19 protein-coding genes are annotated in these 22888 nt (G+C 73.6%); 11 read left to right on the forward strand and 8 right to left on the reverse strand.

Annotation, left to right across the window (positions count from 1 at the left end; all coding sequences use genetic code 11):
* The first annotated feature begins 93 nt into the window (after window positions 1-93).
* Genes pelF through ACWGIS_RS18780 form a run of 3 tightly spaced genes read left to right on the forward strand, consistent with a single transcriptional unit; the run spans window position 94 to window position 3799 of the window.
* Window positions 94-1614, forward strand: coding sequence for a GT4 family glycosyltransferase PelF (gene pelF, locus ACWGIS_RS18770; RefSeq protein ID WP_453363544.1), 1521 nt, complete (start codon window positions 94-96; stop codon window positions 1612-1614).
* The gene (locus ACWGIS_RS18775) at window positions 1611-3140 is read left to right on the forward strand and encodes a hypothetical protein (protein WP_453363545.1); all 1530 of its coding nucleotides are present in this window, start codon (window positions 1611-1613) and stop codon (window positions 3138-3140) included. The genes pelF and ACWGIS_RS18775 overlap by 4 nt, the downstream gene beginning before the upstream one ends.
* Window positions 3137-3799 carry a spherulation-specific family 4 protein gene (locus ACWGIS_RS18780; protein WP_453363546.1) on the forward strand — a complete coding sequence of 221 codons (663 nt, stop codon included), beginning with the start codon at window positions 3137-3139 and terminating at the stop codon, window positions 3797-3799. The genes ACWGIS_RS18775 and ACWGIS_RS18780 overlap by 4 nt, the downstream gene beginning before the upstream one ends.
* Before the next feature lie 24 nt (window positions 3800-3823).
* On the opposite strand, the gene ACWGIS_RS18785 is transcribed toward ACWGIS_RS18780, so the two are convergent.
* Window positions 3824-4606, reverse strand: coding sequence for an adenosylcobinamide-GDP ribazoletransferase (locus ACWGIS_RS18785; protein WP_453363547.1), 783 nt, complete (start codon window positions 4604-4606; stop codon window positions 3824-3826).
* Between the two features lie 60 nt (window positions 4607-4666).
* On the opposite strand from ACWGIS_RS18785, the gene ACWGIS_RS18790 reads away from it, so the two are divergent.
* Complete coding sequence (locus tag ACWGIS_RS18790) at window positions 4667-5434, forward strand: hypothetical protein (protein WP_453363548.1); 768 nt, start codon at window positions 4667-4669, stop codon at window positions 5432-5434.
* 21 nt (window positions 5435-5455) lie between these two features.
* On the opposite strand, the gene ACWGIS_RS18795 is transcribed toward ACWGIS_RS18790, so the two are convergent.
* Window positions 5456-7252 (reverse strand): phosphatidylglycerol lysyltransferase domain-containing protein, encoded by a 1797-nt coding sequence (locus tag ACWGIS_RS18795; RefSeq protein WP_453363549.1) that lies wholly within the window; start codon window positions 7250-7252, stop codon window positions 5456-5458.
* 514 nt (window positions 7253-7766) lie between these two features.
* The gene (gene cobT, locus ACWGIS_RS18800; protein WP_453363550.1) at window positions 7767-8936 is read right to left on the reverse strand and encodes a nicotinate-nucleotide--dimethylbenzimidazole phosphoribosyltransferase; all 1170 of its coding nucleotides are present in this window, start codon (window positions 8934-8936) and stop codon (window positions 7767-7769) included.
* A gap of 116 nt (window positions 8937-9052) precedes the next feature.
* Between cobT and ACWGIS_RS18805 the strand changes: the two genes are divergently transcribed.
* Complete coding sequence (locus tag ACWGIS_RS18805) at window positions 9053-10117, forward strand: class I SAM-dependent methyltransferase (protein WP_453363551.1); 1065 nt, start codon at window positions 9053-9055, stop codon at window positions 10115-10117.
* A gap of 21 nt (window positions 10118-10138) precedes the next feature.
* Here ACWGIS_RS18805 and ACWGIS_RS18810 read toward each other — a convergent pair whose 3' ends face one another.
* Window positions 10139-11338 carry a bifunctional adenosylcobinamide kinase/adenosylcobinamide-phosphate guanylyltransferase gene (locus ACWGIS_RS18810; RefSeq protein WP_453363552.1) on the reverse strand — a complete coding sequence of 400 codons (1200 nt, stop codon included), beginning with the start codon at window positions 11336-11338 and terminating at the stop codon, window positions 10139-10141.
* Window positions 11339-11451: 113 nt separating this feature from the next.
* Here ACWGIS_RS18810 and ACWGIS_RS18815 point away from each other — a divergent pair, with 113 nt between their 5' ends.
* Entirely contained in the window at window positions 11452-11664 is a 213-nt protein-coding gene (locus tag ACWGIS_RS18815; RefSeq protein ID WP_453363553.1) for a hypothetical protein, read from the forward strand.
* Between the two features lie 101 nt (window positions 11665-11765).
* On the opposite strand, the gene ACWGIS_RS18820 is transcribed toward ACWGIS_RS18815, so the two are convergent.
* From ACWGIS_RS18820 to ACWGIS_RS18830, 3 genes are all read right to left on the reverse strand, one after another.
* Window positions 11766-12833, reverse strand: a complete 1068-nt coding sequence (locus ACWGIS_RS18820) for a S1C family serine protease (protein ID WP_453363554.1) — start codon at window positions 12831-12833, stop codon at window positions 11766-11768.
* A 93-nt stretch (window positions 12834-12926) separates the two neighbouring features.
* Window positions 12927-13628 (reverse strand): class I SAM-dependent methyltransferase, encoded by a 702-nt coding sequence (locus ACWGIS_RS18825; RefSeq protein ID WP_453363555.1) that lies wholly within the window; start codon window positions 13626-13628, stop codon window positions 12927-12929.
* Between the two features lie 83 nt (window positions 13629-13711).
* Window positions 13712-14338, reverse strand: coding sequence for a DUF3043 domain-containing protein (locus tag ACWGIS_RS18830; RefSeq protein ID WP_453363556.1), 627 nt, complete (start codon window positions 14336-14338; stop codon window positions 13712-13714).
* 276 nt (window positions 14339-14614) lie between these two features.
* On the opposite strand from ACWGIS_RS18830, the gene ACWGIS_RS18835 reads away from it, so the two are divergent.
* From ACWGIS_RS18835 to ACWGIS_RS18855, 5 genes are all read left to right on the forward strand, one after another.
* Window positions 14615-15406 (forward strand): PspA/IM30 family protein, encoded by a 792-nt coding sequence (locus ACWGIS_RS18835; protein ID WP_453363557.1) that lies wholly within the window; start codon window positions 14615-14617, stop codon window positions 15404-15406.
* Between the two features lie 43 nt (window positions 15407-15449).
* Entirely contained in the window at window positions 15450-15728 is a 279-nt protein-coding gene (pspAA, locus tag ACWGIS_RS18840; protein ID WP_453363558.1) for a PspA-associated protein PspAA, read from the forward strand.
* A 508-nt stretch (window positions 15729-16236) separates the two neighbouring features.
* A complete protein-coding gene (locus ACWGIS_RS18845; RefSeq protein ID WP_453363559.1) occupies window positions 16237-17457 on the forward strand; it encodes a sensor histidine kinase in 1221 nt (406 codons plus the stop codon).
* Complete coding sequence (locus ACWGIS_RS18850) at window positions 17454-18137, forward strand: response regulator (protein WP_453363560.1); 684 nt, start codon at window positions 17454-17456, stop codon at window positions 18135-18137. Before ACWGIS_RS18845 ends, ACWGIS_RS18850 begins: the two co-directional genes overlap by 4 nt.
* 155 nt (window positions 18138-18292) lie before the next feature.
* The gene (locus tag ACWGIS_RS18855) at window positions 18293-21427 is read left to right on the forward strand and encodes an efflux RND transporter permease subunit (protein ID WP_453363561.1); all 3135 of its coding nucleotides are present in this window, start codon (window positions 18293-18295) and stop codon (window positions 21425-21427) included.
* A gap of 80 nt (window positions 21428-21507) precedes the next feature.
* Here the strand turns inward: ACWGIS_RS18855 and nadA are convergent, their stop codons facing one another.
* On the reverse strand, window positions 21508-22701 hold the full coding sequence (gene nadA / locus ACWGIS_RS18860) for a quinolinate synthase NadA (RefSeq protein ID WP_453363562.1): 1194 nt from the start codon (window positions 22699-22701) through the stop codon (window positions 21508-21510).
* Window positions 22702-22888: the final 187 nt, after the last annotated feature.

Raw genomic sequence — 22888 nt, forward strand, 5'->3', positions numbered from 1 at the left:
CGGTCCGACCGGCGGGGGTGCGCGCCGCGCCGCACGACCGGGGGGCCCGGGGTGCCCCCCGGAAGCGGCACACCACAGGGGGGAACGCGCACGATGCGCACAGGCCGTCATGTCACCATGCTCACCGAAGGCACCTATCCGCACGTCCACGGCGGCGTCAGCACCTGGTGCGACCAGCTCGTCAAGGGCATGCCCGAGGTCGACTTCCACGTCGTCTCGCTCACCGGCAGCGGCCGCGAACCCGTGACCTGGGAACTGCCGCCCAACATCAGCCGCCACACGACGGTGCCGACCTGGGGACCGCGGCCGGGACGCGGCCGGGCGCCCCGGGGAGGAGCCCGCCGCCGCTTCGCCGACACCTACGAGCGCTTCCTGCTGTCCTTCCTCGACCCGGACGCCCAGACCGACTTCGGGCAGGCCCTGTGCGAACTGGCGGCCCTGGCCCGCGACGGACGGCTCTCGGCGGCCCTGCGCTCCGAGACCGCGTTGCGCTCGCTGATGTGGATATGGACGATGCCCCACCTGCCCACCGCCGCCGCCCGGCCCACCGTGCACGACGCGCTGACCGCCACCGACCTCCTGGAACACGCGCTGCGCCCGCTCGGCGTGCGCATCCCCGAGGACTCCGTCGCCCACGCCGTCAGCAGCGGTCTGGCCACTCTGCCCGCACTGGCCGCCCGCCGGCTCGACGGGGTCCCGTTCCTGCTCACCGAGCACGGCATCTACCTGCGCGAGCGCTACCTCGGCTACCGCAGCGCCGAACAGCGCTGGCCCGTCAAGGCGTTCATGCTCGGCTTCTACCGCGCCCTCAACTCCTTCGGCTACCGCGCCGCCGACCTGATCACGCCCTGCAACCAGTACAACCGCCGCTGGGAGGAGCGCGGCGGCGCCGACGCCGACCGGATCCGCACCGTCTACAACGGCGTCGACCCGCACGCCTTCCCGCACGCGGGACCCGAACCCGAGGTGCCGACCCTCACCTGGTGCGGCCGCGTCGACCCGATCAAGGACCTGGAGACCCTGCTGCGCGCCTACGGCATGGTGCGCGCCGAGATGCCCGAGACCCGGCTGCGGCTGTTCGGGCCGGTGCCGCCCGGCGGGGAGGCGTACCTGACCCGGCTGGAGAAGCTCGCCGCAGAACTCGGCGTCACCGACGGCCTGACCTTCGAGGGCCGCATCACCGAGGTCTGGCGGGCGTACGCGGCCGGTCACGTGGTGATGCTCTCCTCCATCTCCGAGGGCTTCCCCTTCTCGATCATCGAGGCCATGTCCTGCGGCCGTACCACGGTCTCCACCGACGTCGGCGGGGTGTGCGAGGCCGTCGGCGACACCGGACTCGTGGTGCCGCCGCGCGAACCGGAGAAGATGGCCGCCGCCGCCCTGACCCTGCTCCGGGACGACGAACGGCGCCTGGAACTGGGCCGGTCGGCGCGCCAGCGGGTCATCGACCGCTTCACCCTGCGCCGCTCCGTCGACGCCTTCCGCACGATCTACCAGGAACTCGCGGGCCTGCCCGAGGTCTACGAGCCGACCGTGGAGACCGTCGCCGACTGGACCCTCGAACTGCGCGACCCCTGGTACCAGGCGGTCGCCACGGACGGAGCGGACTGGTGAGCGGTTCCCTCCGGATGCCGCCCGGGACCTACGAGGACGTCCTCCCGCACGTACCGCGGCAGCGCCGCTCGCCGGACCGGCCGCACCCCGACCCCATCGACGAACTCGCCGAGCGGCTGGGCGAGTTCGTGGCGGCCTCCGTCCACCCGGACGAGATAGCCGCCCTCCTGGAGTCCGACGGCATGTCGGACGACCAGATCCGCGAGCGCTACGGCTGCCGCAACTCCTTCGCGCTCGCCGAGGAACTCTTCGAACGCGTCGAGCGCAGCCATCCCGAACCGGCGGGAACCGCCCCCGACCCGTGGCGGCAGGGACTGCTCGGCTGCCTGCTGCGCGGGGTCGTCTTCGCCCTGCCCGGTCTCGGCTACGTCCTGGGCGCCCCGTTCCTCGCCGGGCCCCACGACCGCCTCGGCCTCCCGGCCGGAACCGTCCCGCTCCTCGCCGGAGCGCTGTGCGGCTGGACCTGGAACCAGGGGCTCGCCCACCGCGCCTACTCCTGGCTGGGCCTCGGCGACCGCGCGGCGGCCCGGCGCTCCCTGCTCGCCGGTGCCCCCGCGGGGGCCGTCCTCGGTTCCCTGGTGGCCCTCGCCGCGGCGGACTCCGCCGACGCGGGCGCCGCCGTCGCCTTCGCCGCCGGCCAGTCCTGCTACCTGGGCGCGGCCACCGTACTCCTGGTGATGGGACGGGAGCGGGCCCTCACCGCCGCCCTGCTGCCTATGGCGGCCGGCGCCCTGGTGGACCTCGCCCGCCCGGTCCCCGGCGCCGTCCGGGCGGCACTGCTGCTGGGCTCGCTCGCCGCGGTCGCCCTCCTCGCCCTGCGCGAGGTGGCACCCGCGGTGCGCGCACCCGGCAAGGGCGGCTGGGCCGCCGGGCTCGCGGCGCTGCTGCCGTTCGGGCCGTACGGCGCGACGGGCGCCCCCGGGCCGCGCACCCGCACCGCCGCGCCCCCGCTCGCCGGATCCGTGCCCTACGCCCTGTTCGGGCTCGGCACCGGCGTCCTCGTCCTGTACGCGGGACTCGGCGACATCCTGGCCGGCGCGCACTCCGCGGCCGCCGCGCCGGCCGCGGTGGCCCTCACGCTCAGCATGGGCCCGGCCGAGTGGCTCCTCTTCCGGTTCCGCAGCGGCAGCCTCGCCGGGCTGCGGTCCAGCGGCACGGCGAGGGACTTCCGCCGGACCACCGCCCTCACCCTGGTCCGCTGCCTCAGCGGCTACCTCGCGGCGCTGCTCGTGCTCGGCGTCGCCGCGTCCGCCGTGTGGCCCCAGGCGCCCGGTACCGGCGGCACCCGCCTCGCCGGGCTGCTGCTGCTCGGCGTGGTGCTGTGGACCGGGCTGCTGCTGCAGTCCTTCGGCGCCGTGGTGAGCGCCGCCGCGGTCTGCTGCGCCGCCGCCCTCGCCCAGACCGCCGCCCTGGCCACCGGGACCGGCGGACCGGAGCACACCGCCCTTCTGGTGACCGGCGCCGCGGCGACCGTGCTGACCGGCCTGGTCTGCGGGCTGCTGGGAAGGGCGACGGCGCACCGATGACCGACTCCGACCCGCCCGGCCGGCTCCTCGTGCCCTACTACGAACACCCCGCCGTCCGGCCCGCCGAGTGGCGGGCGCTCCTCGCCGCCGCGCCCCGCCTGCACAGCCTCGTCCTCAACCCGGCCAGCGGACCCGGCGAGCGCCCCGACCCCGGCTTCGCCGACGTCGTCGCCGGGCTGCGCGCCGCGGACGTGCGGGTGCTGGGGTACGCCGACACGGACTACGGGCGCCGCCCGCACGCCGACGTCGTCGCCGACCTGGTCCGGCACCGCGACTGGTACGGCGTCGACGGCGCCTTCCTCGACCAGGCCGCCTCCGGGCCGGAGCGGCTCGCGTACTACCGGGGCCTCGCGGCGGCCGCCTGGGGCGCCGGCTGCCGCACCCTCGCCCTCAACCACGGCACGCTCCCGCACCCCTCGTACGCCCGCGTCGCGGACATCCTGGTCACCTTCGAGGGCACCTGGGAGACGTACCGCGCGCTCGACGCCCCGCCGTGGGACGGCGCCGGGGCGACGGTGTGCCACCTGGTCCACGGTGTGCCGCCCCGCTCCGGATTCGACGCGCTGGCCCGGGCCCGCGGCGCCCGCCTGCACTGCGCGGTGCCCGGCGCCGGGGACCATCCGTGGGGGACGCTGCCACACGGCCTGGGGGCGGTCTGAGGGCCGCGCCGGGGCGGCCCCGCCTCAGCCCAGCGACAGGACGACCAGCGCGGTCGTCGCCGCCGTCTCCGCGAGCCCGCCGAAGACGTCACCGGTGACGCCGCCGAACCGGCGGACGCAGTGGCGCAGCAGCAGTTCGGCGGCGGCGCAGGCGGCGAGCACCGCGAACGCGCCGCGCAGGGGCCCGTACGTCCCGAAGAGCGTCCCCGTGCCCGCCGCCACGCCGAGGACCAGCGCCGCCACGAGCAGCGCGCCGCGCACCGGGACCACTCCCGCGACCGCCGCCCCCAGCCCCTCGGGGCGGGCCGGCGGCACCCCGGCGCGGGCGGCCAGTGTCAGGGCGAGCCGGGCGGCGAGTGCCGAGACGACCGCCGCGCAGGCCCCGCGCCCCCACGAGCCGCCGTACGCCTGCGCGAGGGCGGCCACCTGGCCGAGCAGGACGAACAGCAGGGTGATGACCCCGAAGGGGCCGATGTCCGACTGCTTCATGATCCGCAGCGCGTCCTCGGCGGGCTTCCCGCTGCCCAGACCGTCCGCCGTGTCGGCGAGCCCGTCGAGGTGCAGCCCCCGGGTGAGCACGGCCGGTACGGCGGCGGAGGCCACGGCGGCCGTCAGGGGACCGGCGCCCAGCGCCAGCAGCAGCACGCCGGCCCCGGCGGCGCCGAGTCCGACCACCAGTCCGGCCGCGGGCGCGCACAGCATCCCGCCGCGGGCGGCGTCGCGGTCCCAGCGGGTCACCTCGACGGGCAGCACCGTCAGGGTGCCGAAGGCGAAGCGGAGGCTGTCGGGAAGGGGGGTCCTGGGCACCGGCGCAGGCTATCCGCCGACTGGACGAGCGCGGACAGCGGTCGTGGATAAAGTTCGCATATGGGTCATTGGGTGTATCGCAACATCGTCGAGCCGGGCAAGCTGCCCCTGCTGCTGGCGCTCGGCTCCTTCGTGCTGACCTTCGTGATCACCCGTGTCGTCGTCCGGATGATCCGGGCGGGCAAGGGCCCGTTCGGCAACGTCAAGGCGGGCGACCTGCACATCCACCACGTCGTCCCCGGGGTCGTGCTGACCGTGATCGGCGGCTTCGGCGCGGTGGCCAGCGGCCGGCACGGCTTCGGCGCCGGCGCGTTCGCCGTCGTCTTCGGCATGGGGGCGGGGCTGGTCCTCGACGAGTTCGCGCTGATCCTGCACCTGGACGACGTCTACTGGACCGAGGCCGGACGCAAGAGCGTCGAGGTCGTCGTGGTCACGGCCGCCCTGGTCGGCCTCGTGCTCAGCGGGTTCCTGCCGTTCGGGGTCAACGACCTCACCGAGGACGAGCTACAGGACCGCGGCGGCGTGATCGTCAGCGTCGCGGTCAACTTCCTCTTCGCGCTGCTCGCCCTCAGCAAGGGCAAGGCCCGCACCGCGATCTTCGGGGTGATCGTCCCCCTGGTGGCCCTCGTCGGCGCGGTCCGGCTGGCCCGCCCCGGCTCCCCGTGGGCCAGGCGCTTCTACCGCCGGCGGCCCCGCGCCCGCGCCCGGTCCAGCCTGCGCGCCTACCACCACGACCGGCGCTGGGCGACGCCCCGGCGCAGACTCCAGGACCTGATCGGCGGCAAGCCCGACCCGGAGCCGGCCCGCTCCCTGCCCGGCGGCGACTGACACCGCCGCCGGGCGGAGTGCTCAGCGGTGCGTCTGCAGATGCTTGCGGTGCAGCCACTTCGGCAGCCCCGGCGCCTCCAGGAACCCCTCGGCGCGCGCCGCGGCGACCCCGATGCGCAGCAGGTCCGCGCTCTTCTCGAAGAGCAGGAAGCGGGGCTCCCAGATCGGCCGGTACTTGGCGTTGGCCCGGTACAGCGACTCGATCTGCCACCAGCGGGAGAAGAAGCTGAGCAGCGAGCGCCACAGCCGCAGCACCGGGCCCGCGCCCAGGCGGGCGCCCCGCTCGAAGACGGACCGGAACATGGCGAAGTTGAGGGACACCTGGGTGATCCCGATCTCCCGGGCCCGGCGCAGGAGTTCGATCACCATGAACTCCATCAGCCCGTTGTCGGAGTCCCGGTCCCGGCGCATCAGGTCCAGCGACAGACCGTGTGGCCCCCACGGCACGAAGGACAGCACGGCCCGCAACTCGCCGTCCCGGTCGGTGCATTCGAGCATCACGCAGCGCCCGTCCTCCGGGTCGCCGAGCCGCCCGAGCGCCATCGAGAAGCCGCGCTCGGTGGCGCCGTCCCGCCAGTCGTCCGCACGCCGCAGCAGATACGCCAGCTCCTCGGCGGGGATGTCCTCGTGCCGCCGGATGCGGACCGCGTACCCCGCCCGCCTGATCCGGTTGAAGGCCTGCCGGACGGTGCGCATGGCGCGCCCCTCCAGCGTGAACTCGGCGATCTCCACGAGCGCTTCGTCGCCCAGCTCCAGCGCGTCCAGGCCGTGCCGCGCGTAGATCGTGCCCGCCTCCTCGCTCGCGCCCATCACCGCCGGGATCCAGCCGTGCGCCCGCGCCTCGGCCAGCCACGGCTCGATGGCGCCGGGCCATGCCTCGGGGTCGCCGACGGGGTCACCGCTCGCCAGCGACACCCCGCCCACGACGCGGTACGCCACCGCCGCCTTGCCGGTCGGCGACCACACCACGCTCTTCTCGCGGCGCAGCGAGAAGTAGCCCAGCGAGTCGCGGTCGCCGTGCCGGTCCAGCAGGGCGCGCAGCCGCTTCTCGTCGTCCTCGGTGAGCGGGTCGACGGCGCGGCGGGAGCGGAAGGCCGCGTACAGGACGGCGAGGACCAGCAGCGTGCTGCACCCGTTGACGGCGACGTTGACCCAGTTGGGCGTCTCGATCCCGGGGAAGTGCGCGTCGTCCGCGGCGACGGACACGAGCCGCAGGGTGCCGTAGCGCCAGCGGTCGGTGAACGTCGAGATCCGGGCGTCCGGCGCCTGGTTGGTGGCCGTGACCAGGAGCGCGGCCAGCAGCGAGGTGACCAGCAGCCCGCCGGTCGCGACGGCCGCCGCCAGCTTGGGGTTCGACCGGTCGCCCTTCGCGTAGAACTCGCGCCGGCCGACGACGAGCGACGCCACGAACGCCGCGGTCAGGCCGAGCGAGACCCAGTTCTGGGGGTACCGCCGGACCTCCGGGAAGGTCATCGCGAACGAGAACAGCAGCAGGAACGAACCGCTGAGCACCAGGTTCAGGATCCAGGCGGCCCGCTTCCGGCGCCGCATGGTGAGGGCGAGGAACATCGTGAAGACACCGGAGGCGAAGCCCGCCGTCAGCAGGTACGGCGTGAAGTAGTCGTCCGTGTTGTGCCGTCGCACGTCCTGCCCCAGGGAGACCCACCCGGCACTCAGGAAGTTGACGAACGCGACACCCCGCAGATACCAGACGGCGAAGGCGGCGGCCCGGCGTGGGACGCCGGCGGGCCGGGCGTCCCGCTCACCCTGACGGACCGGGGCCCGCTCCCGCCCAGTGGCAATTCGGACATCTCCCATGAGCCGGGATGATAGGTCCCAAGCCCCCTCACACCCCGCCGCCACCCCCGAGCCCCCAAAGACCCGCAAACACCCCGGGCCAACACCGCAAGAAACGACACCCGGGTCCCCGTCAGGGGCGCGGGGAACGGCGCGCCCAGCCCTCACAAACCCGCACGGAGGACTCAACGGAGGCCGTTCAGGGGCGCGAGGAACGGCGCGCCCAGCCCCCACAAACCCGCACACGGGACCCAACCGGCCCCGGTCAGGGGCGCGGGGAACGGCGCGCCCAGCCCCCACGAGCCCGCACGGAGGACTCAACGGAGGCCGTTCAGGGGCGCGAGGAACGGCGCGCCCAGCCCCCACAAACCCGCACGGAGAACTCAACGGAGGCCCGGCCAGGGGCGCGAGGAACGGCGCGCCCAGCCCCCACAAACCCGCACACGGGACCCAACCGGCCCCGGTCAGGGGGGCGAGGAACGGCGCGCCCAGCCCCCACAAACCCGCACGGGAAACCAAACCGAGGCCAGCCCGGTCAGGGACGCCCCTCCGAGGCACCGGACCCCGCACCGGAATCCGCACCGGCCCCCTCGCCCGAGGAAACACCCCCCGCACCCCCCTCGACAGAGGAGCCCCCCGGAGAACTCTCCGGGGACCCGAGCCCCACCTCGGGCAACTCCGCGGCCAACGCGGCAGCAGCCTGCACCAACGGCAGCGCCAGCAACGCCCCCGCCCCCTCACCCACGGTGACCCCGTGATCAAGCAGGGGTTCGAGCGCCATCCGGTCGAGCGCCTTCGCCTGCGCAGGCTCCCCGCTGCGCTGCCCGGCCAGCCACCAGTCCGGCGCCCGGAAGGCGACCCGCTGGGCGACCAGGGCGCACGCGGCGGACACCACCCCGTCGAGAACGACGGGCGTCTTGCGCACCGCGCACTGGAGCAGGAACCCGGTCATGGCGGCGAGATCGGCCCCGCCCACCGCGGCGAGCAGCTGGAGCTGGTCCCCGAGCACGGGCCGGGCCCGGCGCAACGCGTCCCGCACCGCCGCACACTTGCGCATCCACGCGAGGTCGTCGATGGGCTGCCCGCCCCGCCCGGTGACGACGGAGGCGTCCGTCCCGCACAGCGCGGCGACGAGCACCGCCGCCGCGGTCGTCCCGCCGACGCTCAGGTCGCCGAGGACGACGAGATCCGTACCGGAGTCGGCCTCCTCGTCCGCGACGGCGACGCCCGCCAGGAACGCGGCCTCGGCCTCCTCGGGGGTCAGCGCGTCCTCGACGTCGATCCGCCCGGACCCGCGCCGCACCCGGTGCCGTACGACCTCGTCCGGCAGCCCGTCCGGGTCGCAGTCGAGGGCCATGTCGACCACCCGCACCGGCACGCCGAGCCGGCGGGCCAGGATTGCGGTGGGTCCCGCACCCTCCAGGAGCGAGCGCACGAGCCGGTCGGCGGTGCCCGCGGGCCGGGCCGACACGCCGAGCCCGGCGATTCCGTGGTCGCCCGCGAACAGCACCGCGCGAGGCCGCTCGATGGGCCGCACCGGTACCGCCGACTGCGCCGCCGCCAGCCACTCGCCGAGTTCGTCGAGGCGGCCGAGCGACCCGGGCGGCACGCCCTGCCGCTCCCTGCGCGCCTCGGCGTCACGGCGTACACCACCGTCGGGGCGCTCGATGAGATCGGTGAAGTCGTCGAGATTAAGCGAGCTCATTCGCCGAACAGTACCGGCCGCGATCGAACACGGCGGAGCCACGTCATTGCACCCATGATCGGGATCCCATACGTTCCGGTTTGCATCGAATTGCCATCCGGGTCCAGGAGCCGCTCATGACCCCCACCCCGCGGACGAGCGCCCTGCGCCGAGCCGCCTACCTCAGCGAACTCGCCCAGGGCACCGACCGCTTCCACGAACCGCGCCGGGAGGACTGCCCCTGGTGCGGTTCGACCCGGCTGCGCACCCGGCTGCGGACGCCCAACCTGCGCCGGCACCAGCCGGGCACCTTCGTCGTCGACGAGTGCCGGGACTGCGCCCACGCCTTCCAGAACCCCCGGCTCACCGCGGAGGGCCTGGCCTTCTACCACCTCGACTTCCACGAGGGGCACGACGGCTTCGCGGAACGGATCCTCGCCGCCCGCGGCAGCCGCAGACGCCACCGCGCCGCCGCCCGCGCGATGCTCCGCTATCGGGAACCGGAGAGCTGGCTCGACGTCGGCACCGGGCACGGGCACTTCGCGGAGACGGCCCGGCAGGTGCACCCCTACACCGCTTTCGACGGCGTCGACGCCACCGTGGCGATCGAGAAGGCGTACGCGGCCGGCCGCGTCGACGAGGCCCATCTGGGCCGGCTCACCGACCCGGGGATCGCCGCCCGGGTGCGGGGCCGCTACGACGTCGTGAGCATGTTCCACCACCTGGAGCACACCCCCGACCCGCGGGGCGAACTGCGCGCGGCGCTGTCCGCGCTACGCCCCGGCGGCCACCTCCTCGTCGAAGTCCCGGACCCCGCCTGCGTGTTCGGCACCCTGCTGGGCCGCTGGTGGGTGAACTCCGGCCAGCCGCAGCACCTGCACCTGCTGCCGCTGCCCAACCTGCTGGCCGAACTGGAGTCCCTGGGCTGCGAGATCGTCGCCACCGACCGCCGCGAACCCCACATCCCCTACGACCTGACGGGCGCTCTCGCGCTGGCGCTCGCCCGGCTGCTGCCCGACGTCGACGCCCCCTGGCGGGCCAAGCCCCCCACCGAACTCCAGCGCGCCCTCCGCGCGGTCCTCATGAAGGCCACCGTCCCCCTGCTGGCCGCGGCCTCCGCCCTGGACCACGCCCTCGCCCCGCTGTTCAGCCGCACCCGCTTCTCCAACGCGTACCGGATCATCGCCCGCCGCGGGGCGTGAACCGGGGCGTGAAGATCGGTTTCAGGACCGCAGCGGCAGCGCCTGGCCCGCCACCACCAGCAGTACGTGCTCGCACTCCGCCGCGAAGGCGGAGTTCAGCCGTCCCAGCTCGTCGCGGTAGCGGCGGCCCGACGCGGTGGCCGGCACGATCCCGGACCCGACCTCGTTCGAGACGGCGACGACGGTCCGGCGTGTGCGGCGCACGGCGTCGGTCAGCTCGCCGGCCCGGTGCCGCAGGGCCCGCTCGCCGCCGCCCGCCCACTCCGCGTCGTCCCAGGCGCCCACCGCGTCCATGGCGTCGGTCAGCCACAGGGACAGGCAGTCGACGAGCAGCGGCGGACCGTCCTCGGTGAGCAGGGGCACGAGGTCGCAGGTCTCGACCGTGCGCCAGGACCCCGGGCGGCGCTCGCGGTGGGCGTGCACCCGCGAGGCCCACTCGCCGTCCCCGGCGCGGGTGCCGCCCGTCGCCACGTACAGCACGTCGGGGAACGCCTCCAGACGGCGCTCCGCCTCGACCGACTTGCCGGAACGGGCGCCGCCCAGCACGAGGGTGCGGCGCGGCACGTCCGGCACGTCCTCGTACACGCCGACGGTCAGCGTCGTGCCGTCCGGCACCGCCCGCGCCCCGGCCGCGGCGAGCCGGCGGCTCAGCTCGGCCCCCGGCGGCACGTCGTGGTCCAGGTGCGCCGCGACGACGTCGGTCGTAGGCCCGACGGCGCCCACGGCCCGCAGCCTCGCCAGCGCGTCCGGCCGCCCGGTCACGTCGGCGACGACCATGTCGTACGGCCCGCCGTTCGCGTCGAGCCCGGCCGGCGCCGCACCCGGCGGCAGATACAGCAGCCGCTGCCCGTCGGGCCCCGTCACCGCGTACCCGGTGCCCGGCGCGTCCAGCGGCACCGCCCGCACCCGGTGCCCGGTCAGCAGCGCCAGCTCCCGCCCGTCCGGCACCCGCCCGGGCTGCGCCAGCCCCGCCGGGACCTCGACCGCGGGCCCGTTGTGCGGATGCGAGAGCAGCACCTGCCGTACGCCGCCCAGCGAGCGTCCGGCGCGGGCGGCGGCGAACGCGACACCGGGCGTGAGGTCGAGCAGCAGGGTCCCGTCCACCAGCAGCGCGGTCGCCGCCCGCGCGTCGGAGCCGAGCGCGGCGGCGCAGGCGGCGCAGGGACAGTCGGGGCGGGGGAGGCCCGCGGGGGCACCGGTGCCGAGCAGTGTCAGTTCCACGGAGCTGATTTTCGCCTGTCGGTGCAGGTCTTGCGCGTCCGGCTAGGCTTCGGGCAGGGGCTGGATCTTGTCCGGCCCCCGCTGTGCAGTGTGCTCATACCTTGGAGGCGTACATGGCGGCATGGACGTGGCGGTTCGAGAAGGCCGACGGGGCGGAGGTCCCGCCCGCTGTCGTGCCCGAGGAGTTCACCACGCAGGGGGACGCCGAGTCCTGGATCGGGGAGCACTGGAAGGACCTCGCGGACGGAGGTGCCGACCAGGTGCGGCTGTTCGAGGACAGCGCGGAGATCTACGGGCCGATGAGCCTGCACGCCGAGGAGGCGTAGCTCCCCGGTGCTGCCGGGGGCCGCGCTCCCGGCAGCACCGCCCGCCGTCCGTCCCGCGCGAGCCCGCGGGAGCAGGGCCCGCCCCGCGCGGCTCCGCCGGCTCACTGCTCGCCCAGCGTCACGTCGACGGTCTTCCCGCCGCCGTTCCGGGTGTACGTGACCGGGACCCGGTCGCCCGGCTTCTCGGCCGCCAGCGCCTCGGTCAGCGAGGTGATCGTCCCGATGGCCGTCCCGCCGAACCGGGTGATGATGTCGCCCGGCTCGATGCCGGCCCGGCCGGCCGCGCCGCCCCGCTGGACCTCGACCACGGCGACCCCCGCGGCCCGGTAGCCGCCGTCCACGACGGTGCGGCCCGTGATGCCGAGCGCGGCCCGTCCCGAGTCGGTGACGCGGCCGTCCTTGATGATCTGGTCGGCGACCGTCCTCACCATCGACGCCGGGATGGCGAACCCGATGCCGGGAGCCGCGCCGCCCCCCAGGTCGGGATCCGCCGCGGCCAGCGTCGGGATGCCGACGACCCTGCCGTCCAGGTCCACCAGCGCGCCCCCGCTGTTGCCCGGGTTGATCGCGGCCGACGTCTGCACCATGTTCGGGATCGTCGCGCCGGTCCCGCCGCCCGACCTGCCCTCGCTGACGGTGCGTCCGGTCGCCGACACGATGCCCTGCGTCACGCTGGACGACAGGCCGAGGGGCGAGCCCATCGCGAGGACGATCTGGCCGACGGCCACCTTCGACGAGTCGCCCATCGTCGCCGCCCGCATGCCGCGCGGTACCTTGTCCAGCTTGATGACGGCGAGGTCCTGCTCCGGGTAGGCGTGGACGAGCCGGGCGGTCAGCACGTCCTCGCTGTTGGCCGTCGTCACCTGGAACGTCTTCTCGTTCCCGACCACGTGCGCGTTGGTGACCACGTGCCCGCGGTCGTCGTACACGACCCCCGAGCCGAGGTCGTCGCGTGCCTGGATCTGCACGACCGACGGCAGGACGTCCCTGATGACGCGCTGGTAGTCGTCCTGGAGGTCACCGGCGGCCCTCGGCGCGGCGGCCCGCGCCGTGGTCGCCGGACGCTCCGTGGCCGCGGGGCCCGCGGCGGAGCAGCCGGCGAGCAGGGAGGCGGAGCAGGCGGCGGCCGCGGACAGGCACAGACGCGTGCGGGCACGGGAGGCATCCATGCCCGAAGTGTCCCTTCCGGACGGTGGTCCGGCCCGCGTTGCACACCCGAACAGGCGGTGTCACCGCCGTGTTCGTCCGCCCGGGCGGACGACTCAGCCGCGCACTCCGCACAGGTGCAGCAGCGCCGCCACCCGGCGGTAGGGATCGGTGCGTCCGGCGCGTTCCTCGACGGCCAGCAGGGCGTCCACGTCCGCCGGGACCTCGGCCCCGTCGGCCGCCGTGTCCGTGAAGACCCGCACCCCGTACCAGGCGTGCAGCGGTGCCCCGATGCCCAGGAGCGTCGCCGTCAGGGTGGCGAGCCGGTCGGCGCGGACGTCGAGACCGAGCCGGTTGCGGTAGGCGACGGTGTCGAACGCCCCGAGGGCGCCCGCCCAGTCCCCGGCCAGCCCCGGCCGCATGGCCAGCGCGTCCGCGTTCCGCACGAGGAGCGAGAGCAGGCCGCCGGGGGCCAGCATCCGCGCCAGGCCCGCCAGCAGGGCGTCGGGCTCCTCGACGTACATCAGCACCCCGTGGCACAGCACCACGTCGAAGCTGCCGGGCAGGAAGTGGACCCCCGTCTCCCGGCCGTCGCCCTCGATGAGCCGGACGCGGCTCCGGATGCCCTCGGGCTCGGCGGCCAGCGCCTCCCGGGCGACGCCCAGCATCCTCGCGTCCTGCTCCAGACCGGTCACCTGGTGCCCGGCCCTGGCCAGCCGCAGCGCCTGCGTGCCCTGCCCCATGCCGACGTCGAGGATCCGCAGCCGCTGCCCGACGGGGAACCGCCCGGCTATCTGCTCGTCGAGCTGCCGGGCCACCAGCTCCTGCCGTACGACATCACGCAGCCCGCCCAGCCTGCTCAGCCAGGCGTCCGCCGCGCCTCCGGAGAAAGACGTCGCGCTCAGGGCCGCTCTCCGCGCTTGACCTGCGGCTTCGGCAGCCGGAGCCGACGCATCTGCAGGGTGCGCATCAGCGCGTAGGGGACCGCGCCCTTCTTGGGTGCGTCCGGGAAGCGGGTGTTCAGCTGCTTCTTGAGGCGGATCGCGATGCCGACCGAGTCGACCACGATCATCGCGATCACCACGAGCCACAGCAGCAGCGCGATGTTCTGCAGCGAGCCCACCCGCACCATGCTCAGCACGAGGATGACCACGGCCATCGGCAGGAAGAACTCGGCGACGCAGAACCGCGAGTCGACGAAGTCCCGCGCGAACTTGCGCACGGGGCCCTTGTCGCGCGCGGGCAGGTAGCGCTCGTCGCCGCTCGCCAGCGCCTGACGCTGCTTCTCCAGCTGGGTCCGGCGCTCGTCGCGCTGCCGCTTGGCCGCCTCCTTCCGCGACGTCGGAGTGTTGGCGACGCTGCGGCGCTGGGTCTGTGCCTCACTGCGCTTGGGCGTGGGGCGACCCTTGGGGGCCTGCGGGTCGCGGGGCTGCTTGGAGTCGGTCACCTGCGCCTTGACGGCGGGGGCCTTCTCTTCCTTGGCACGGCTACGGAACACAAAACCCAAGGGTACGGGGTGCGGGGGCATGGACCGCCGCCGACCGGGGAACGATCCGGCAACACCGGACGTCTGTACTGGGACAAGGGGGACGTTGCGTGTCGTTCGACCCGGGAGTTCCGCCAGGACCTCCGGGGGACCCCGAGAGACACCTACTCCCTACGCCGGAGCGGGGCCGTGCGCAGTCGTCCTTGGGGATGAGCGCATCCGTCCCCGAACAGTGCGGTAATGGATGCAGGGCCCGTACTGTGGGTTCTGTCGCAGGTGCTGAGGCCGTAGTCCGTCAGAAGGGGGCGCGCGAAGCCCATGAGCGGTGTCATGAAGCGTATGGGGATGATCTTCCGCGCGAAGGCGAACAAGGCCCTTGACCGGGCCGAGGACCCGCGCGAGACCCTCGATTACTCGTACCAGAAACAGCTGGAGCTGCTCCAGAAGGTCCGCCGGGGCGTCGCCGACGTGGCGACCTCGCGCAAGCGCCTGGAACTCCAGCTGAACCAGCTCCAGTCGCAGTCCTCCAAGCTGGAGGACCAGGGCCGCAAGGCGCTCGCCCTGGGCCGCGAGGACCTGGCGCGCGAGGCGCTCTCGCGCCGGGCCGCGCTCCAGCAGCAGGTGACCGACCTGGAGACCCAGCACCAGACCCTCCAGGGCGAGGAGGAGAAGCTCACCCTCGCGGCCCAGCGGCTCCAGGCCAAGGTGGACGCCTTCCGCACGAAGAAGGAGACCATCAAGGCCACGTACACCGCGGCCCAGGCGCAGACCCGGATCGGGGAGGCCTTCTCGGGCATCTCCGAGGAGATGGGCGACGTGGGCATGGCCATCCAGCGTGCCGAGGACAAGACCGCCCAGCTCCAGGCGCGGGCCGGCGCGATCGACGAGCTGCTCGCCTCCGGGGCGCTCGACGACCAGTCCGGGCTCGCCAAGGACGACATCCAGAGCGAGCTGGACCGGCTCAGCGGTGGTACTGATGTGGAGCTGGAACTGCAGCGCATGAAGGCGGAGCTGGCGGGCGGTTCGCCGCAGCAGGCGATCGAGGGCGGCGAGAGCCGGTCCCGGTCCCCGCAGCAGCCGCAGGACACTCCGCGCTTCGACAAGCAGTAGGCACGCACCGGAATCCGCCGGGTCCCACGCCTGAGGAGGTGACATGATCGTACGGGTCATGGGGGAGGGGCAGGTGACGCTGGCCGACGGCCACCTCACCGAACTGAACAAGCTCGACGACGAGCTGCTCGCCGAGATGGAGCGCGGCGACCAGGAGGGTTTCCGGCGCACGCTGGCCGCCCTCCTGGACGCGGTCCGCCGCCTGGGGACACCCCTGCCGGACGACTCCCTGGAGCCGTCCGAGCTGATCCTCCCCTCCTCCGACGCGTCCCTGGAAGAGGTAAGAAACCTCCTGAGCGACGACGGCCTGATCCCCGGCTGACCCAAACCCCAGGGGTGCCCCGACAGGGGCGCGGGGAACGGCGCGAGAAACCACGACGGTGGCGCGGGGAAGTCACGTCCCGGGGGTGCCCCGTCAGGGGCGCGGGGAACGGCGCGAGCAACCACGACGGCGGCGCGGGTAATCCACGCTCCTGGGGCGGCCCCGTCAGGGGCGCGGGGAACGGCGCGAGAAACCACGACGGCGGGCCACCGATCCACGCTCCTGGGGCGGCCCCGATAGGGGCGCGGGGAACGGCGCGAGCAACCACCACGGCGGGCCAGGAGATCCACCCCCCCCCGGGGTGCCCTGCCAGGGTCGCGGGGAACGGCGCGAGCAACCACCACGGCGGGCCGGGAAATCCACCCCCCTCGGGGTGCCCCGTCAGGGGGCGCGGGGAACGGCGCCCCCGACCCCCACAGGCCCCCGCACGCCGGACGAACCCGCCCGATCCCACCCGGGCCAGGAGAGAGGGCGCCCCCCGAGGCGCCACCCCCCGTACCGTGGCCGGGTGAGCACCCTAGACCGCACCCGGTGCAGACTCCGGGCCCACCCCCTCGCCCTGGACGCGGCCCTGGCCGCCGGCGTCCTGGCCTGCATGGTGGCGGGCTCCTTCGTCGACCCGCACGGCGAGGACGGCGCGACCTGGGGCGCCCGCACCCCCGACGCCATGAGCCTGACCCTGATGGTGCTCGGCGCGGCGGCCCTGGTCCTCCGCCGCCGCGCCCCCGTGGCCGTCCTCGCCGGGACCGTCGCCGTCTCGCTCGTGGAACTCGTGACCGGCGACCCCCGCGCCCCGGTGGCGATGTGTGCCGTGGTCGCCCTCTTCACCGTGGCCTCGGCCACCGACCGCCCCACCACCTGGCGCGTCGGACTGCTCACCATGACCGTGCTGACCGCGGTCGCGATGCTCGCGGGCCCGCTGCCCTGGTACGCCCAGGAGAACCTCGGCATCTTCGCCTGGACCGGCATGGCCGCCGCCGCGGGCGACGCCGTACGCAGCCGGCGGGCCTTCGTGCACGCGATCAGGGAACGCGCCGAGCGCGCGGAACGCACCCGCGAGGAGGAGGCACGCCGCCGCGTCGCCGAGGAGCGCCTCCGCATCGCCCGCGACCTGCACGACGTCGTCGCGCACCACATCGCCCTGGTCAACGTGCAGGCGGGCGTCGCCGCGCACGTCATGGACAAGCGGCCCGACCAGGCCAAGGAGGCGCTCGGGCACGTCCGGGAGGCCAGCCGCTCGGCGCTCAACGAGCTGCGGGCCACCGTCGGCCTGCTGCGCCAGAGCGGCGACCCCGAGGCGCCGACCGAACCGGCCCCCGGCCTGAACCGCCTCGACGAGCTCGCGGACACCTTCCGCAACGCCGGGCTGCCCGTGGAGGTCGCCCGCACCGACCACGGCACCAGCCTGCCCGCCGCCGTGGACCTCGCCGCGTACCGGATCATCCAGGAGGCCCTGACCAACGTCCGCAAGCACGCGGGCTCCGGCGCGAAGGCCGAGGTCAGCGTCGTACGCGTGGGGCCGAACGTCGAGGTGACCGTGCTCGACGACGGGCCGGGCCAGGACCAGGGGCCGCGGGACGGCGGCGGCCACGGCCTCCTCGGCATGCGCGAACGGGTCACCGCGCTCGGTGGCACCTGCACCGCCGGTCCCCGCTACGGCGGCGGTTTCCGGGTCCATGCGATCCTTCCGGTCAAGAACCGCACAGCCGTCACGGGGGACTCCGCATGACCATCCGCGTCCTGCTCGCCGACGACCAGGCCCTGCTGCGCAGCGCCTTCCGCGTCCTGGTCGACTCCGAGCCGGACATGGAGGTCGTCGGAGAGGCGTCCGACGGCGCGGAGGCAGTGCGCCTGGCGCGCGAGGAGCGCGCCGACGTGGTGCTCATGGACATCCGCATGCCGGGTACCGACGGGCTGGCCGCGACCCGGCTGATCAGCGCCGATCCGGGCCTCGCGCACGTCCGCGTGGTGATGCTGACGACGTTCGAGGTCGACGAGTACGTGGTGCAGTCGCTGCGGGCGGGCGCGTCCGGGTTCCTCGGCAAGGGCTCCGAGCCCGAGGAACTGCTGAGCGCGATCCGCATCGCGGCGGGCGGCGAGGCGCTGTTGTCGCCGGCGGCCACCAAGGGACTGATCGCGCAGTTCCTCGCGCAGGGCGACCCGTCGGACGACGGCCGGGACCCGGCCCGCTCCGAACGGCTGGACACCCTCACCGTGCGGGAGCGCGAGGTGCTCGTGCAGGTGGCCGGCGGGCACTCCAACGACGAGATCGCCGAGCGGCTCGTGGTCAGCCCGCTCACCGTGAAGACGCACGTCAACCGGGCCATGGCCAAGCTGGGCGCGCGCGACCGGGCGCAGCTGGTCGTGATCGCGTACGAGTCGGGGCTGGTACGTCCGAGGGTGGACTGAGCCGCACCGCGGTGTACTGCGCCCGCAGTAGGCCCGGGCGAGGAAATGGACCTGGGGGCTACGGATCGGCTTCCGGCGATGGCTCAGGGTGTGACGTGGGGCGCTCACATGTGCCCCTCCTGCCGCTCACACCACGGAAGAGAGACCCGCCACCCATGTCCTGGCTGTCCAGATTCAGCCTCGCGCAACGGGCCCTGATCGGACTGATGTCGATCATCGCGATCGCCTTCGGAGCGATAGCGATCCCGCAGCTCAAGCAACAGTTGCTGCCCACCATCGAACTGCCCATGGTGTCCGTCCTGGCGCCGTACCAGGGTGCGTCCCCGGACGTGGTCGAGAAGCAGGTCGTCGAGCCCATCGAGGACAACCTCGAAGCCGTCGACGGCATCACCGGTGTCACCTCCACGGCGAGCGAGGGCAACGCCGTGATCATGGCGTCCTTCGACTACGGCAACGACACCAAGCAGCTCGTCGCCGACGTCCAGCAGGCCGTCAACCGGGCCCGCGTCCAGCTCCCGGACGACGTGGACCCGCAGGTCGTCGCCGGTTCGACGGACGACATGCCGACCGTGGTCCTCGCCGTCACCTCGGGCAAGGACCAGCAGGCCCTCTCCGACCAGCTCGACCGGACCGTCGTCCCGGCGCTGAAGGACATCGACGGCGTCGGCCAGGTCACCGTCGACGGCGTCCGCGACCTCCAGGTCACGGTCACCCCGGACGACCGGAAGCTCGCGAGGGCCGGGCTCACCACGGCCGCCCTCGGCCAGGCGCTCCGTGCGGGCGGCGCGACCGTCCCGGCGGGCTCCTTCGACGAGGACGGCGCCAACCGCACCGTCCAGGTCGGCGGCGGCTTCACGTCGCTGAAGCAGATCGAGGACCTCCGGATCACCGGCGAAGGCGTGAAGAAGCCGGTGCGCCTCGCCGACGTCGCGGCCGTCCGGCAGGAGCAGGCGAAGGCCGACTCGATCACGCGTACGGACGGCCGGCCCAGCCTCGCGGTCATGGTCACCATGGACCACGACGGCAGCGCGGTCGCCATCTCCGACGCCGTCCACGACAAGCTGCCGGACCTGCGGGCCGACCTCGGCTCCGGTGCCGCGATCACCGTCGTCAGCGACCAGGGCCCGGCGGTCTCCAAGTCCATCAAGGGGCTGACCACCGAGGGCGCGCTGGGCCTGCTCTTCGCGGTCCTCGTCATCCTGGTCTTCCTGGCGTCGGTGCGCTCGACGCTGGTCACCGCGGTCTCCATCCCGCTGTCGGTGGTGCTGGCCCTGATCGTCCTGTGGACCCGCGACCTGTCGCTCAACATGCTGACGCTTGGCGCGCTCACCATCGCCATCGGCCGTGTCGTGGACGACTCGATCGTGGTCCTGGAGAACATCAAGCGGCACCTCGGCTACGGCGAGGAGCGCGAGGAGGCGATCCTCAAGGCGGTGCGCGAGGTCGCGGGCGCCGTCACCTCGTCCACCCTCACCACGGTCGCCGTCTTCCTGCCGATCGGGCTCACCGGCGGCATGGTGGGCGAGCTGTTCGGCTCGTTCAGCCTGACGGTCACGGCGGCCCTGCTGGCGTCGCTGCTGGTGTCGCTGACGGTGGTCCCGGTTCTGTCGTACTGGTTCCTGCGCGCCTCCAAGGGCACCCCGGAGGACGCCGACGAGGCGCGCCGGGAGGCGGAGGAGAAGGAGGCGCGCAGCCGTCTGCAGCGCCTCTACGTCCCCGTCCTGCGCTTCGCGACGCGTCGCCGGCTGACGAGCGTGGCGATCGCGGTCGTCGTCCTCGTCGGCACGTTCGGCATGGCGCCGCTGCTGAAGACGAACTTCTTCGACCAGGGCGACCAGGAAGTCCTCACCGTCAAGCAGGAGTTGAAGCCGGGCACCAGCCTGGCGGCGACCGACGCCGCGGCGCGGAAGGTCGAGAAGATGCTCGACGGTGTCGACGGCATCAAGGACTACCAGGTCACCATCGGCTCGTCCGGCTTCCTCGCGGCCTTCGGCGGCGGCACGGACACCAACCAGGCCTCGTACCAGGTGATGCTGGAGGACTCGGCGTCGTACGAGGACGTCCAGGACCGCATCGAGGAGGGGCTCGGCAAGCTCTCCGGGGCGGGTACGACGACCGTCGCGGCCGGTGACGGCTTCGGCAACCAGGACCTCAGCGTGGTCGTGAAGGCGGCCGACGGCGACGTCCTGCGCAAGGCCGCCGAGCAGGTCCGCGACGAGGTGGCGGGGCTCGACCACGTCACCGACGTCACCAGCGACCTGTCGCAGAGCGTGCCGCGGATCTCGGTGAAGGCCAACTCCGAGGCGGCCGCCGCCGGGTTCGACGACACCACGCTCGGTGCCGCCGTCGCCCAAGCCGTCCGGGGCACCACCAGTGGCAAGGCGATCCTGGACGACACCGAGCGGGACGTCGTCATCAGGTCGGCGAAGCCCGCCGACACCCTCGCCGAGCTCAAGGGCCTGCGGCTCGGCGCCGTGAAGCTCGGCGACATCGCGACCGTGAAGCTGGTCGACGGCCCGGTCTCGATGACCCGGATCGACGGTCAGCGGGCGGCGACCATCACCGCGAAGCCGACCGGGGACAACACCGGCGCGGTCAGCGCGGACCTGACGGCGAAGCTGGACAAGCTGAAGCTGCCGGCCGGCGCGACGGCGGAGATCGGCGGGGTCTCGCAGGACCAGGACGACGCGTTCTCGTCCCTCGGTCTCGCGATGCTCGCGGCGATCGCGATCGTCTTCATGCTGCTGGTCGCGACCTTCCGTTCGCTGGTCCAGCCGCTGATCCTGCTCGTGTCCATCCCGTTCGCGGCCACCGGCGCCATCGGTCTGCTGGTCGTCACCGGCACCCCCATGGGCGTCCCGGCGATGATCGGCATGCTGATGCTCATCGGCATCGTGGTGACGAACGCGATCGTGCTGATCGACCTGATCAACCAGTACCGCCGGCAGGGCTACGGCGTCGTCGAGGCCGTGCTGGAAGGCGGCCGGCACCGGCTGCGCCCGATCCTGATGACGGCGCTGGCGACGATCTTCGCCCTCCTCCCGATGGCGCTCGGCGTCACCGGCGAGGGCGGCTTCATCGCCCAGCCGCTGGCCGTGGTCGTCATCGGCGGCCTGATCACGTCGACCCTGCTCACCCTGCTCCTCGTCCCGACGCTCTACGCGATGATCGAGCTCCGCAAGGAGCGCCGGGCGAAGAAGCGGGCGGCGAAGCGCGCGGACAAGGCCGGCGTCCCGCCGCAGTCCTCCGCGCGGACCGACGCCGAGGACCCGGAACCCGCCCAGGTCTGACGCGGCAGCTCACTGCACACGCGCGGGGCGCCCCTCCGGAAGGAGGGGCGCCCCGTCGGCGTGTACGAGAAGCGCGAGGGCTACGGCAGGGCCAGCATCCGCTCCAGCGCCAGCTTGGCGAACGCCTCCGTCTCCTTGTCCACCTCGATGCGGTTGACGAGGTTGCCCTCGGCCAGGGACTCCAGGGTCCAGACCAGGTGCGGGAGGTCGATGCGGTTCATGGTCGAGCAGAAGCAGACCGTCTTGTCGAGGAAGACGATCTCCTTGTCCTCGGAGGCGAAACGGTTCGCCAGGCGGCGGACCAGGTTCAGCTCCGTGCCGATCGCCCACTTCGAGCCGGCCGGGGCCGCCTCCAGCGCCTTGATGATGTACTCGGTCGAGCCGACGTAGTCCGCCGCGGCCACCACCTCGTGCTTGCACTCCGGGTGGACCAGGACGTTCACGCCGGGGATCCGGGCCCGCACGTCCTCGACCGACTCCAGCGAGAAGCGGCCGTGAACGGAGCAGTGGCCGCGCCACAGGATCATCTTCGCGTCGCGCAGCTGCTCGGCGGTCAGGCCGCCGTTCGGCTTGTGCGGGTTGTACAGGACGCAGTCCTCCAGGGACATCCCCATGTCCCGGACGGCGGTGTTGCGGCCCAGGTGCTGGTCCGGCAGGAACAGCACCTTCTCGCCCTGCTCGAACGCCCAGTCCAGCGCCTTCTTGGCGTTGGACGAGGTGCAGATCGTGCCGCCGTGCTTGCCGGTGAAGGCCTTGATGTCCGCGGACGAGTTCATGTACGACACGGGCACGACCTGCTCGGCGACGCCGGCCTCGGTCAGCACGTCCCAGCACTCGGCGACCTGCTCGGCCGTCGCCATGTCGGCCATCGAGCAGCCCGCGGCGAGGTCGGGCAGGACCACCTTCTGGTCGTCGGAGGTCAGGATGTCCGCGGACTCGGCCATGAAGTGCACACCGCAGAAGACGATGTACTCCGCCTCGGGGCGGGCGGCCGCGTCCCGGGCCAGCTTGAACGAGTCACCCGTCACGTCGGCGAACTGGATGACCTCGTCGCGCTGGTAGTGGTGGCCGAGCACGAAGACCTTGTCCCCGAGCTTCTCCTTGGCCGCGCGGGCGCGCTCCACCAGGTCCGGGTCGGACGGGGAGGGCAGGTCGCCGGGGCACTCGACGCCGCGCTCGCTGCGCGGGTCGGCCTCGCGGCCGAGCAGCAGCAGGGCGAGAGGCGTCGGCTGTACGTCGAGCTCCTGGGGCTGGGCGGTGGTCACCACACGCACCCTTTCTGTTCTGCGGCTCGCCGGACCGTTCGACCGTTCCGGCGGGACATGTGGGACAAGCCTTCTCGTCTAAATGACGCTATCTATGATAACCGCTTCACGTCATGCTGACGATGCCCATAGCGTCGATGTGACGTGAATCCCGGGGCATGGTTGTCCACAGGCGCTGTCCGCTCCCTCTCGCATG

It is taken from the genome of Streptomyces sp. NPDC054842, assembly GCF_053611025.1.